Source organism: Mesobacillus subterraneus, from assembly GCF_023715485.1.
GTDB classification, from domain to species: Bacteria; Bacillota; Bacilli; order Bacillales; family Cytobacillaceae; genus Mesobacillus; species Mesobacillus subterraneus_B.
The window spans coordinates 214,243-227,414 of sequence record NZ_JAMBOF010000002.1 but is presented as its reverse complement, the minus strand read 5'-3'; the positions used below and the strand labels follow the sequence as shown (position 1 = coordinate 227,414).

Annotated in this window: 15 protein-coding genes; 13 read left to right on the top strand and 2 right to left on the bottom strand. The window is 47.3% G+C overall.

Annotation, left to right across the window (positions count from 1 at the left end; genetic code table 11):
• Positions 1-124 precede the first annotated feature (124 nt).
• The 5 genes from hprK to M3204_RS03750 all read left to right on the top strand — a co-directional run bounded on the left by hprK (position 125) and on the right by M3204_RS03750 (position 4,250).
• Complete coding sequence (hprK, locus tag M3204_RS03770; RefSeq protein ID WP_251478697.1) at positions 125-1,060, top strand: HPr(Ser) kinase/phosphatase; 936 nt, start codon at positions 125-127, stop codon at positions 1,058-1,060.
• Positions 1,061-1,230: 170 nt separating this feature from the next.
• Positions 1,231-2,049 carry a prolipoprotein diacylglyceryl transferase gene (lgt, locus tag M3204_RS03765; RefSeq protein ID WP_251478695.1) on the top strand — a complete coding sequence of 273 codons (819 nt, stop codon included), beginning with the start codon at positions 1,231-1,233 and terminating at the stop codon, positions 2,047-2,049.
• 84 nt (positions 2,050-2,133) lie between these two features.
• Positions 2,134-3,078, top strand: coding sequence for a nucleoside recognition domain-containing protein (locus M3204_RS03760; protein WP_251478693.1), 945 nt, complete (start codon positions 2,134-2,136; stop codon positions 3,076-3,078).
• A complete protein-coding gene (gene ppaX, locus M3204_RS03755; protein ID WP_251478691.1) occupies positions 3,068-3,712 on the top strand; it encodes a pyrophosphatase PpaX in 645 nt (214 codons plus the stop codon). Before M3204_RS03760 ends, ppaX begins: the two co-directional genes overlap by 11 nt.
• A 1-nt stretch (position 3,713) precedes the next feature.
• Positions 3,714-4,250, top strand: a complete 537-nt coding sequence (locus tag M3204_RS03750) for an acyltransferase (protein ID WP_251478689.1) — start codon at positions 3,714-3,716, stop codon at positions 4,248-4,250.
• A 462-nt stretch (positions 4,251-4,712) separates the two neighbouring features.
• Here the strand turns inward: M3204_RS03750 and M3204_RS03745 are convergent, their stop codons facing one another.
• Positions 4,713-5,555: an MBL fold metallo-hydrolase gene (locus M3204_RS03745; RefSeq protein WP_251478687.1), complete on the bottom strand. Its 843-nt coding sequence runs from the start codon at positions 5,553-5,555 to the stop codon at positions 4,713-4,715.
• Positions 5,556-5,765: 210 nt separating this feature from the next.
• Positions 5,766-6,317 (bottom strand): HAD hydrolase-like protein, encoded by a 552-nt coding sequence (locus tag M3204_RS03740; RefSeq protein ID WP_251478685.1) that lies wholly within the window; start codon positions 6,315-6,317, stop codon positions 5,766-5,768.
• A gap of 280 nt (positions 6,318-6,597) precedes the next feature.
• Between M3204_RS03740 and M3204_RS03735 the strand changes: the two genes are divergently transcribed.
• The 8 genes from M3204_RS03735 (at position 6,598) to hisIE (ending at position 13,158) form a co-directional block, all read left to right on the top strand.
• Positions 6,598-7,782 carry an ATP phosphoribosyltransferase regulatory subunit gene (locus tag M3204_RS03735; RefSeq protein WP_251478684.1) on the top strand — a complete coding sequence of 395 codons (1,185 nt, stop codon included), beginning with the start codon at positions 6,598-6,600 and terminating at the stop codon, positions 7,780-7,782.
• Entirely contained in the window at positions 7,779-8,402 is a 624-nt protein-coding gene (hisG, locus tag M3204_RS03730; protein WP_251478682.1) for an ATP phosphoribosyltransferase, read from the top strand. The genes M3204_RS03735 and hisG overlap by 4 nt, the downstream gene beginning before the upstream one ends.
• Before the next feature lie 37 nt (positions 8,403-8,439).
• On the top strand, positions 8,440-9,705 hold the full coding sequence (gene hisD / locus M3204_RS03725; protein WP_251478680.1) for a histidinol dehydrogenase: 1,266 nt from the start codon (positions 8,440-8,442) through the stop codon (positions 9,703-9,705).
• Between the two features lie 26 nt (positions 9,706-9,731).
• Complete coding sequence (hisB, locus tag M3204_RS03720) at positions 9,732-10,319, top strand: imidazoleglycerol-phosphate dehydratase HisB (RefSeq protein ID WP_251478678.1); 588 nt, start codon at positions 9,732-9,734, stop codon at positions 10,317-10,319.
• Positions 10,320-10,389: 70 nt separating this feature from the next.
• Positions 10,390-11,031 carry an imidazole glycerol phosphate synthase subunit HisH gene (gene hisH, locus M3204_RS03715; RefSeq protein WP_251478676.1) on the top strand — a complete coding sequence of 214 codons (642 nt, stop codon included), beginning with the start codon at positions 10,390-10,392 and terminating at the stop codon, positions 11,029-11,031.
• Complete coding sequence (hisA, locus tag M3204_RS03710) at positions 11,028-11,759, top strand: 1-(5-phosphoribosyl)-5-[(5-phosphoribosylamino)methylideneamino]imidazole-4-carboxamide isomerase (RefSeq protein ID WP_251478674.1); 732 nt, start codon at positions 11,028-11,030, stop codon at positions 11,757-11,759. Before hisH ends, hisA begins: the two co-directional genes overlap by 4 nt.
• Positions 11,759-12,517 carry an imidazole glycerol phosphate synthase subunit HisF gene (gene hisF, locus M3204_RS03705; protein WP_251478672.1) on the top strand — a complete coding sequence of 253 codons (759 nt, stop codon included), beginning with the start codon at positions 11,759-11,761 and terminating at the stop codon, positions 12,515-12,517. Before hisA ends, hisF begins: the two co-directional genes overlap by 1 nt.
• Entirely contained in the window at positions 12,514-13,158 is a 645-nt protein-coding gene (gene hisIE, locus M3204_RS03700) for a bifunctional phosphoribosyl-AMP cyclohydrolase/phosphoribosyl-ATP diphosphatase HisIE (RefSeq protein WP_251478670.1), read from the top strand. The genes hisF and hisIE overlap by 4 nt, the downstream gene beginning before the upstream one ends.
• Positions 13,159-13,172 lie beyond the last annotated feature (14 nt).

Below are 13,172 nucleotides of genomic sequence, written 5' to 3'. Positions count from 1 at the left end.
GGATTCGAGGTGTTTTCGACTCCTTATATTTGGTTATTACTGAAAAAGTGCTAAAATAATAAGTATTGTGATCATGTGGGAATTTTACAAACCATTAAACGTTGTTATATAAGGAGGAACTTCTTTGGCAAAAGTCCGGACTAAAGACATCATCAAGAAATTTGACATGGAACTGGTGAGTGGAGAAGAAGGCATCAACAGGCCGATTACGACTACCGACATTTCAAGGCCAGGACTCGAAATTGCGGGTTATTTTGAATATTACCCAGCAGAACGCTTGCAGCTTCTGGGAAAAACAGAGCTCACATTCTTTGAAAAACTGGATTCTCGTGTCAGGGCATCACGGATGGAACAATTATGTACCGATATTACACCTGGCATCATTGTCACTCGGGACATGGAAGTGCCGGCCGAGCTGATTGAGGCAGCAGAACGGGAATCAGTGCCGGTTATGCGTTCGAAGCAAAAAACAACAAGGCTTTCCAGCCACTTGACAAACTATCTTGAAAGCAAGCTCGCTCCGACAACTGCTGTCCACGGGGTTTTAGTCGACATTTACGGGATCGGCGTCCTAATCACGGGAAAAAGCGGTGTCGGTAAAAGTGAAACCGCCCTTGAATTGGTGAAAAGGGGACACCGTCTTGTAGCTGATGATTGCGTCGAAATCCGCCAGGAAGACATTGGCACGCTTGTCGGGAATTCGCCTGATCTGATTGAGCATCTCCTGGAAATCCGCGGCGTTGGCATCATTAATGTGATGACGCTGTTCGGCGCTGGTGCAGTCCGTTCTCATAAACGGATTTCCCTGATCATCGACCTTGAGATTTGGGACCAGAAAAAGTCGTATGACAGACTTGGCCTCGATGAAGAGAAAATGAAAATCCTCGATACCGATGTAACGAAACTGACTGTTCCGGTCCGTCCAGGCCGAAACCTTGCAGTCATCATCGAGGTAGCCTCCATGAACTTCAGGCTGAAGCGCATGGGTGTGAATGCAGCAGAACAATTCACCAATAGGCTCTCAGACGTAATCGAAGAGGGAGAGCATGATGAAAATTAAGCTCTTGGAGCAAAAAAATAGTGTACTAATGGCAAGGGAACTTTGTTAATGGCTGTTTTCACATGGATTGTTGCTTTTCGGACGAAAACAGCCTTATTAATCAAACGTTTGATTAAAACAGACCAAAGTGTTGGTACATAAGATTTCTATACAGAAAAAGGGGAAATGACATGGAAAACAATATTCAGCCAATCGATCCGATTGCCTTTTCACTTGGGCCGATCCAGGTGCATTGGTATGGCGTCATCATTGGCGTTGGAATTGCGCTTGCCCTTTGGCTAGCAATGCGTGAAGGCGAAAGACGAGGCTTGCCAAAAGATATTTTTGCAGACTTGATGCTTTGGGCGATTCCAATTGCGATCATATCTGCAAGGCTCTACTATGTAATCTTTCAATGGGACTATTACAGCCAGTATCCTGCAGAGATTCCGCAGATATGGAATGGAGGGATTGCGATTCACGGCGCCTTGATCGGTGCGGTTGCCACGACATATTTCTTTACTCGCGCAAGAAACGTTTCTTTCTGGAAGCTTGCGGATATCGCAGCCCCCAGCTTGATTCTTGGCCAGGCCATCGGCCGCTGGGGAAACTTCATGAATCAGGAAGCGCACGGCGGGGAAGTAAGCAGAGCATTCTTAGAAAACCTGCACCTGCCAGAATTCATTATCAACCAAATGTACATTAACGGAACGTATTATCATCCGACATTTTTATATGAATCAATCTGGAACTTGCTCGGATTCATCCTGCTTATGTCATTGCGCAAGGTAAACCTTGGCCGCGGTGAAATTTTCCTAAGCTATGTCATCTGGTATTCAATCGGTCGTTTCTTTGTCGAAGGAATGCGCACAGACAGCTTGATGCTGACAGATACACTGCGAATCGCCCAGACTATTTCGATTGCGCTGGTCGCTGTGGCTATCGGATTATGGATTTACCGAAGAGTCAAGGGTTACTCCAAAGTAAGATATTTGGAAAAGGCAAACTAGAAGAATTTAGGGTTACTAAAAAAGTCCATATGTAAATAAATATCTAAAGAGAAAAAGGCTTATTAAATAGGGAGAGATGCTTCGATGGGTTCATCATTGAAAAGAGGGTTGATGGTAGGGTTGAAGACGACGTGGGCGCTAGGAAAAGTCATTTTTCCGGTAACCTTGATCGTTTCGATCCTTCAATATACTCCTGTCCTGCCGTGGGTGATTGAGCTGATCACACCGATGATGGCCTTGATCGGTCTGTCGGGCGATGCGGCAATTCCGCTTGTCATCGGGAATTTCCTTAATCTCTATGCTGCCATCGGAGCCATTTTGACACTCGATTTGACGGTAAAAGAAGTATTCATCATTGCGGTGATGCTGAGCTTTTCGCATAACATGCTCGTTGAATCAAGCGTTGCTGTCAAGGTTGGCGTCAAGCTATGGGTGATCGTCCTTGTCCGGCTTGGTCTTGCGTTCATTTCCGCTGTTGTGATCAACCTGGTTTGGAATGGCGGCGCCGAAATCGCCAAGTATGGGATGATTCCTGCTAAAAGTGAAACCGTATCAGGCTGGGGTCCAATCCTCCTTGAGAGCATTACAAAGGCAGGGATCGGCATTTTGCAGCTGGCAATTATCGTCATTCCGTTAATGGTGGCTGTTCAAATCATGAAGGATAAACAATGGCTTGCCGTGTTTTCAAGATGGATGGCGCCAATGACAAGAGCGCTTGGCATGAAGGAAAACACTTCAACCACACTGGCAGCCGGCCTGCTGATCGGGCTTGCCTATGGTGCTGGTGTCATGATCCAGGCGGTACAGGAAGACGGCGTCAGTAAAAAAGATGTGACGATCGCTTTCATTTTCCTTGTCGCCTGCCATGCCGTCGTCGAAGATACATTGATTTTCGTTCCGCTTGGCATTCCTGTGCTGCCGCTGCTATTGATCCGTCTTGGCGTGGCCATACTATTGACAGTAACTGTAGCATTCATCTGGAACCGCGCGGATCTCGCAAAAAGAAAGGAAGCAGTATATGAGCAATAAAATAGACACCGTCCTGTTCGATCTTGACGGGACATTGATTGATACAAATGAACTGATTATTTCATCCTTCCTCCATACGATGGAGCATTATTACCCTGGCCAATACAAGCGGGACGATGTCCTTCCGTTTTTAGGGCCTTCTCTCCAGGAAACATTCGAACCAATGAATCCTGAGGGCTATGAAGAAATGATTACAACATACCGTACTTACAATTTGGCAAATCACGATTTGCTTGTTAAGGGATTCGAAGGTGTGTACGAAACGGTAAGGACTCTCAAAGAAAATGGCTTCCACATGGGGATCGTCACGACGAAGCGCTCGGACGTTGTCCAGATGGGTATGAAGCTGACAGGACTTGATGAGTTTTTTGAAGTGGTCGTTGCTCTTGATCATGTCGAAAAGCCAAAACCGGATCCTGAGCCGTTATTAAAAGCGCTCGAAATGCTTGGCTCATCGCCAGACCGCGCGATCATGGTCGGCGATAACCACCATGACATCCTTGGCGGCAAGAACGCAGGCACGAAAACTGCAGGTGTCGCCTGGTCCATCAAGGGAAGAGAGCACCTCGAGGAATATAAGCCTGATTATATATTAGAAAAAATGGCTGATATCCTGCCGATTCTAGGAGTGTAAAATGAGAAGGACGACGCGTTATCGTGTTGAAGGCGCAAACTCACTCTGGCATGTTTATAAAACCGTTCCTTTTTGGAAGGTCGTCAAAAATTTTGCAGTGATCCAGATTGCTCGCTACACGCCATTTCTTGGAATGAAAAATTGGCTGTACCGCACATTTTTGCGGATGGAGGTCGGCGAGCAGACTTCATTCGCGCTGATGGTCATGCTCGACGTCATGTTTCCCGAAAAAATTTCCGTCGGCCGCAATACGGTGATCGGCTACAATACGACGATTCTGGCCCACGAGTATTTGATCAAGGAATACCGCCTCGGCGACGTTGAGATTGGCAGCGAGGTCATGATCGGCGCCAATTCAACGATTATGCCCGGCATCAAAATCGGCGATGGAGCGATCGTCTCCGCCGGAACACTTGTCCATAAGGATGTCCCGGAAGGAGCCTTCGTCGGCGGCAACCCGATGCGGGTGATCTATACGAAGGAAGAACTAGCCGAACGCTGGGCTGATGATGAAATTTATGGTACTCCAGTTAAATAGACAAAAGCGAAGCGGATGGATGTATTCCGCTTCGCTTTTTTTTATGAAATTCTTGCTCTCGCTATAAAATCCTGCAGTGGATTTCCATGTAATTGGAAAAAGTAGTGATTATAGCTTAAATCGTAGTGATTATCACGAAAAACGTAGTGATTTAGGCTCTAAACGTAGTGATTATCACGAAAAACGTAGTGATTTAGGCTCTAAACGTAGTGATTATCACGAAAAACGTAGTGATTTAGGCTCTAAACGTAGTGATTAGCACGAAAAACGTGGTGATTTTGGCTCCAAACGCAGTGATTATCACGAAAAACGTAGTGATCTTGGCTCTAAACGCAGTGAATATCAAAATAAACGTGGTGGTTCAAGCTCGAATCCTAGTGATTCTTGCTTAAAGTGCAGTCATTATTATCTATTCAGTAGTTTAGCCTGGCAGAATGCAAAAATGCAGCAGGGGTCTCCATTTTATTCCCCGTCAACGAACTTCCCATGCTCAGGCACCGCGATTCTCTCAAACTCCCGAACAAGTAAATCAAGATTCTTCTCTATTTCCTCACCTTCCATCGGCCTTCCGTGACCGGTAATGGCTCTTGCTGGATGGAGTGCATATAAGTCTTCAACCGATTTTCGCGCTGCTGGCCAATCTGGCGTCAAATAGCGCGGCGGACCGCTGATTTCTTTTTTCTGCATGACAACCTTATACAATGATTCCTGTTTGACCGTAACAAACGCATCCCCGGCTATCAACGTCCGGTCAGATTCCCGGAACAGCGACACATGGCCTGGTGTATGCCCGGGCGTGTGGACCCAGCGCCAGTCGTCCATCTCAGGAACAGTACCGTCATGTGGAAGAGCTTTGACTCTGCTGCCTAGCTTGATCGCTTCATTCGGATAAAGCTTTGACACCTTGGCGAGCAAGCCGCCATCTACCGTCGGATCTGGTTCAGGATAGTTTTTTACCCCTGATAGGTAAGGCATCTCGAGTTCGTGGGCATAGACATTTACTTTCCAGCGCTCAATCAGCTCCACCAGCGCGCCGACATGGTCGAAATGGCCATGGGTGAGGATGATTGCTTTTGGCGGGTTGTTAGCGCCGAAAAGCTTTTCAGCTTCCTGTAAAATTTTCTCCGCGGACCTGGGCATTCCAGCATCAATCAATACCCAATCACTCTGCTCGCCTGGCCTGCCATAGAAGCAGACATTGACAATCTGGATATTCAAATAATGCAGATCATCCGTTATGGCTTCCAAATCCCCGCTGTCAATCGAAGTAACGGGAATGATTTTGTCTTCCGCATTATTCTCCATTTTCATTCCTCCTTTTTTCTATTGAATATTTACCCCTCGTCCCTAAATGGAAACAGAAAAAAGCGAAACGGGAATCGGACACGTTTCGCTCTTTACGTATTGCTTTTATATATGGAAGTTTAAGCAAAACTTGCAATGAGTTCAAATTCCAAGATGAAAAATGAAGTTAAAGTTTCATTAAAAAGCGGCGATTAAAGCGGAAACAAACCTTTACTTATATGGAAATTCCGAGTAGCAGTATATCGTATTGTCCGCAAATTCGCTTTGTTCACGGAAGGAGCATGTCTTCAATCCGATTTTTTTAGCGGGAATCAAGTCTGTCTTCTGGTCGCCGACCGCCAAATCCAAACTATAACGGTCGTGAAGATATTGGTACGCGTGGATATCCGGCTTCAGTGAATAACCGTCGTCAGCGGGGCAGATGACTTCCTCGAAATAATTGCTGAGGTCCCAGTGATCGAGAAGTTCTTCCGTCGATCGTCGGTTTCTGTGTGTCACCAGAACATTTGCATCAGCGCTCGTAAGAACATCTTTTACAAATGGAAAAAGCGGTTTGCGTTCATTCGGCAATGTCCGTTCGATTTCCCTGAACTCCGTTACCTTGTGTTTATCGACACCATAAAAATCATAGGCAGTACCGTATTTTAAATGCGGCAGGACCTCTTCGTATCGCAAGTCTTTTTTGGCAATGATCGTGAATGCCTCCACCAATGTTGGCCATGAATCAAGAATCGTTCCATCCAAATCCCAGAGAATTTTCATGCGGGCAATCCCCCTTTATACTTGCACCCCATTTTAAACACCGCAATTTTAAAAATCAAACACCGCGATTATAAAAAAATCAAACATCGCGATTATAAAAAAATCAAACATGATGAGGTTATTGTTGACGGATACTAGAATGAAATGTAAACTACATATAACTTCATCTTGTTACCATATTAGCGAACTAAAGGATTTAGATTATTTTTAACCATTAAACTAAAACATTGCCCATTTGGGTAGAGATATAAATACACCAGCAACGAAGAGGGTGAAAGTGATGAGCAGATTGTTCATGTTTGAAAAGCCGCTTGGCATGAGGGATACACTTCCGGAATTGCACGAAGCGAAGGACAAGGTACGAAGCTCAATTGAAAAAGAAATGAAAAGTTGGGGTTTTCAATTCATTGAAACTCCGACGCTGGAATATTACGAAACCATCGGGAATGCTTCGGCAATCCTTGACCAGCAGCTATTCAAACTCCTGGATCAGCAAGGGCACACGCTCGTCCTGAGGCCTGATATGACTGCACCGATTGCCAGGGTGGCGGCGTCAAAGTTATTTAAGGACCAAGTACCATTAAGGCTTGCCTATTCGGCGAATGTTTTTCGTGCGCAGCAGCGTGAAGGCGGCAGGCCAGCGGAGTTTGAGCAGATTGGCGGCGAATGCATTGGTGATAATTCTGTCAGCGCAGATGGCGAAATGATTGCGTTGGCCATCTCCTCGCTGAAAAAAGCAGGACTCGAACAATTCCAGCTCTCGGTAGGTCATGTAGGATTCGTTAACGAACTGTTTGTCCAGATTCTTGGAAATGAAGAACGGGCAAGGGAATTAACAAAGTTTTTATATGAAAAAAATTATGTCGGCTATCGTGAGCACGTAAAATCATTGCCATTGTCCTCGATTGATTCACAGAGGCTGCTTGCATTCCTCGACCTCCGCGGCGGTCCTGAAGTGATTGGAAAAGCTTCTGAGCTTGTTGAGAACGGAAAAGGAAGGGCAGCACTGGATGAAATGAAACTTCTCTGGGATGTCATTGAAGATTTCGGCGCAAGCGACCGGATTAAATTCGACTTAACAATTGTCAGCCATATGAGCTACTATACAGGGATTTTATTTGAGGTATATGCAGGAATGGTGGGATTCCCAATCGGTAATGGGGGCCGCTATGACAAGCTGCTTGAGAAGTTCGGAAAATCGACTGGAGCGACCGGGTTCGCAATCAGGCTGGACCGCCTGCTTGAAAGCCTCGGCGACTTAGGGGAACCAGAACCGGTCACTTGTATTCTTTTCAGCCCTGAACGGAGAAAGGAAGCGTACCAGCTGGCGGCACAGCGTCGTAAGGACGGGGAACATGTCGTGTTGCAGGACATCAGTGCCGTTCGCAATCTTGATGCTTGTTCCGATACTTTCTCGGATGTTGTCTTCCTAGTCGGAAAAGCAGATAAGGAGGGAACTCGATGAGCGGCCAATTAACAATCGCAATGCCTAAAGGCAGGATTTTTAATGAAGCAGCGGACCTTCTCCGCCGGGCAGGATTCGATTTGCCTCCAGAATTCGATGATTCACGAAAATTGATTATCGATGTTGAAGAAGAAAAATTCCGCTTCATTTTGGCAAAGCCGATGGATGTCGCGACCTATGTTGAACACGGGGTCGCGGACCTTGGCATAGCAGGAAAAGACGTCCTACTTGAGGAAGAGCGGGACGTGTACGAGCTGCTTGATTTGAAAATCAGCGGCTGCTACCTGGCAGTTGCCGGTCTTCCGGATACAAAAATGAATGATGTCGCTCCGAAAATCGCGACGAAATATCCGAACATCGCAGCTGCCTATTTCCGGGAACAAGGTGAGCAGGTCGAAATCATCAAACTGAATGGCTCGATCGAGCTTGCACCGCTGATCGGTCTCGCCGACAGGATTGTCGATATCGTATCGACAGGAAGAACCCTAAAGGAAAACGGGCTTGTCGAGTACGAGACTATCACAACCGTGACTTCAAGGTTGATTGTCAACCCGGTCAGCTACCGGATCAAGGATGAGCGGATCAGCGAACTGATCAAAAGATTAAACGACGTGATCTGAGAGAAATGATTGTGAATCTGAAAGGATTTGATTCTCGATGGAAATTTTACAAATAGATGGTGGTGTCTCGCTGAAACGCTCGGTTGATGGCGGGACGGAGGAGCAGCGAAAGGCTGTGCAGGCGATTATCATGGAGGTCCGTAATAATGGTGATCAGGCTGTCAGGTCTTTTACGGAAAAATTTGATTCAGTGACGCTTGCCGATTTTCGTGTGGCTCAGCACGAAATTACCGAAGCTTATAAAATGGTGAGTGAAAACCTTGTTGAAATCATTACTGAAGCAGCCGCCAACATCCGCAAGTACCATGAAAAGCAGCTGCGGCCCTCATGGATGACGACGGAGGAAAATGGCACAATGCTTGGCCAGAAGGTGACACCGCTCGATTCTGTTGGTGTTTATGTGCCAGGCGGAACAGCTGCGTATCCATCTTCCGTTTTGATGAATGTCATTCCCGCAAAAACCGCTGGAGTCGATCGCATCGTTATGGTATCGCCTCCTGACCGTAACGGCAAGCTGCCGGCAGGAGTTCTTATTGCCGCTGATATTGCAGGGGTTAAAGAGATCTATAAAGTCGGCGGAGCCCAGGCGATCGCCGCTCTGGCATACGGCACCGAATCGATCAAGCCTGTTGATAAAATCACCGGTCCGGGAAATATCTATGTGGCTCTCGCGAAACGGGAAGTTTTCGGCGATGTGGCGATCGATATGATTGCCGGACCAAGCGAAATTGGCATACTTGCGGACGATACCGCCCGAGCCAACGAGATTGCCGCTGATCTGCTTTCCCAGGCGGAGCATGACCCGCGTGCCTGTGCGATTTTAGTGACAACATCACAAGCACTAGCTGAGGACGTACAAAATGAAGTGTATAAACAGCTCTCCCTATTGCCGAGAAAAGAAATCGCCTCTAAAGCAATCGAAGACTTTGGCGCTATTTATGTTGCCGCTGATATCGATGAAGCAATCGCAGCGATCAACCAGCTTGCGCCTGAGCATCTCGAAATCGTTACCGAAAACGCTATTGAATTGCTCGGTAAAATAAAGCACGCCGGCGCGATTTTTCTCGGGCGATACAGTTCTGAACCAGTGGGAGATTACTTTGCCGGTCCAAACCATGTCCTGCCGACAAATGGGACTGCTCGATTTTCAAGCCCACTGAGTGTCGAGGATTTCCAAAAGAAATCAAGCATCATTTTTTACAGCGAAAAAGCCATGAATGACAACGGTGCAAAAATCGCTGAGTTCGCAAGGCTAGAAGGACTTGAAGCCCATGCAAGAGCGGTAGAAACCAGGCTGAAATAAGGCCCATATTTTTGGAGGTAATAAGAATGGAACGAACCTCAACGGTGAATAGATATACGAATGAAACGAAGATCGATTTGACTTTTGGAGTCGATGGCGAAGGGCAAACTTCGCTTGAAACAGGTGTGCCTTTCCTGTCCCATATGCTTGATTTATTTGCGAAGCATGGACAGTTTGACCTTTCAGTCGATGCAAAAGGCGATATCGACGTGGACGGCCACCATACAACAGAAGACATCGGCATCTGCATTGGACAGGCGCTTCGAGAAGCACTTGGCGACAAGAAAGGGATCAAGCGCTACGGAAACGCTTTTGTGCCGATGGATGAAGCGCTGGCTCAGGTTGTCATCGATTTGAGCAACCGTCCACACCTCGAAATGCGTGCCGAATTCCCTGCCCAGCAGGTCGGCACTTTTGACGTCGAACTCATACATGAATTTCTATGGAAGCTGGCGCTTGAAGCAAGAATGAACCTCCACGTCATCGTCCATTACGGAAAAAATACTCATCATATGATCGAAGCAGTCTTTAAAGCACTCGGCCGCGCACTTGATGAAGCTACAACCATCGACCCGAGGGTTAAAGGAGTTCCTTCTACGAAGGGGATGCTGTAGAATAGGCAGCTGGTTTTAAAAGGAACCTGGTTTCCATAAGCAAGAACCAAACAAGAAAGGGAGTTTAACCATGATTGGCATCGTTGATTACGGCATGGGCAATCTATTCAGCGTCAGCAAAGCGCTGGAACGCCTGGATACGCCATACTTCATATCACAATATAAGGACGGATTAATGGAGGCAGATGCATTGCTCGTCCCTGGCGTGGGTTCATTCCGTGATGCGATGGAAGCGTTGATTCGCACTGGTCTGGCGGAAATGATCCGCGAGTTCGCAGCAACCGGCAAACCTGTCCTTGGGATCTGCCTCGGCATGCAGCTGTTATTTGAGGAGAGCACAGAGAATGGCAAGACCAAGGGGTTGAGCTTGCTGCCTGGAAAAGTCGAACGTTTCGCCGGCCAGACAGCTGATGGCAATGCCTATAAAGTTCCGCATATGGGCTGGAACAAGCTTCGCTTTACGGGAGAATCACCCTTGCTGGCTTCTCTTGAGGAAGACTATGTTTATTTCGTCCATTCTTATTATGTAAAAACGGCTGACGCAGATGTGCTGGTAGCAGTTGGAGACTACTATGACGTTGAAGTCCCTGCGATTGTCGGCAGAGGAAATATATTCGGCATGCAATTCCATCCGGAAAAAAGCAGCGAGATGGGGATGGGACTGTTGCGTAATTTCACGGAACTTGCGTCGGAAAGGAAGGCTAATCAATGAAATTTGTGATTTATCCAGCTATAGATATGCGCGGCGGAAAGTGTGTAAGGCTGCTGCAAGGCGATTACGATCAGGAAACGATATACGGCGACTCGCCCTTCGAAATGGCAAAAAAGTTCGCCAGTGAAGGTGCCGAATGGATTCATATGGTTGACCTGGACGGAGCAAGGGACGGTAAAAGAGTGAATGATGAATTTGTCATTAAAGCTGCACAGGAACTCGGAGTTAATGTGCAAATTGGCGGCGGCATCCGCAGTGAAGCAGATATCAACCACTATCTCGAAAATGGGGTCACTCGAGTCATCATCGGCAGCATCGCCGTATCCAATCCTGAGTTTGCAGAAGAGATGGTGAAGAAGTACGGAGCGAAAATTGCCATTGGTCTTGACGCGAAAAAAGGACTAGTTGCTACACACGGCTGGCTGAACACTTCAGAAGTAACGGCTGTCGAGCTTGGTAAAAGATTCGCCGAAGCTGGAGCGTCGACGTTTATTTTTACCGATATTGCTACTGATGGCACGCTTGCAGGACCAAACGTGGAAGCGACTCGACAGCTTGCGCTGGAAACGGGCAAAAACGTGATTGCTTCTGGAGGTGTCAGCTCGCTTGATGATTTGGAAGCTCTTAAACAGCTGCGAGTTGATGGAGTCAGCGGAGCGATTGTCGGCAAAGCGATTTACGAAGGGCGTTTTTCGGTAAAATCAGCATTGGAAACGGGGAATGCCTGATGTTAAGCAAACGAATCATTCCTTGCCTTGATGTAAAGGATGGCCGCGTCGTCAAGGGAGTCCAGTTTGTCCAGCTTCGCGATGCTGGGGATCCGGTTGAGCTTGCACGATTTTATGATGAGCAAGGTGCCGACGAACTCGTGTTTCTTGATATATCCGCCTCTGTTGAAGGCAGGAAAACGATGGTCGAGGTTGTAAAGGAAGTGGCCTCGGAGTTGGCAATCCCATTCACTGTCGGCGGCGGAATCAACACGCTTGAAGATATGAAAAGAATGCTGCGTTCCGGCGCTGACAAAGTATCATTGAATACCGCTGCGGTGAACGATCCGATGTTGATTGCAGAAGGATCTGCCTTTTTCGGCTCACAGTGTATCGTCGTAGCGATTGATGCAAAGTACGATTCCGAACTGGGATCATGGCGTGTTTACACACATGGAGGCCGCAAACCTGCCAATTTGGAAGTGATCGAATGGGCAAGGGAAGCAGTCAGGCTTGGAGCCGGCGAGATTTTGCTGACCAGCATGGACAGCGATGGCGAAAAGAAGGGCTTTGACCTGTCGCTGACAAGAGCTGTAAGCGAAGCGGTGACTGTTCCAGTTATTGCCTCAGGCGGCGCCGGAAATGCCGACCATTTTGCAGAAGCTTTTATAGAAGGAAAAGCAGATGCCGCACTCGCAGCATCCATCTTCCACTATCGTGAAACATCCGTAAAGGAAGTAAAATCCTATCTCCACGAAAAAGGAGTGACCGTAAGATGAATATTGAAGAATTGAAGTTCGATGCCAGTGGCCTGATTCCTGCAGTCGTCCAGGATGCCACTACACGGGAAGTATTGACTGTTGCATACATGAACAAAGAATCCCTCGGCAAGTCGCTGGAAACTCGTGAAACCTGGTTCTACAGCCGCTCACGCCAGGAACTCTGGCATAAAGGAGCTACAAGCGGAAACACGCAGAAAATCGTTGAAATCAAATACGACTGCGATGGCGACGCACTCGTCGTACTCGTTGAACCAGCCGGTCCTGCATGCCATACGGGTGCGGTCAGCTGCTTTTCGGAAAGCCTTGTGGATGATTCGGATTCCGCTTCAACATCTTTGAGAGATTTCGAAGTCGTGCTCGAGCTAGAAAAAACCATCCGCAAGCGTGAACAGGAAATGCCAGAAGGCGCCTACACTACGTACTTATTTGAAAAAGGCGTCGATAAAATCTTGAAAAAAGTCGGCGAAGAAGCAGCGGAAGTCATCATCGCCGCCAAAAACCGCGACTCAGAAGAACTCAAATGGGAAGCAGCCGATCTGCTGTACCACCTGATGGTCCTCCTGCAGGAGCAGAAGCTGCCTCTGAAGGAAGTACTAGGAGTATTGAATAAGAGGAAGAAACCCAGCGCTGGAGAATAAATTGCGCTGGGGTT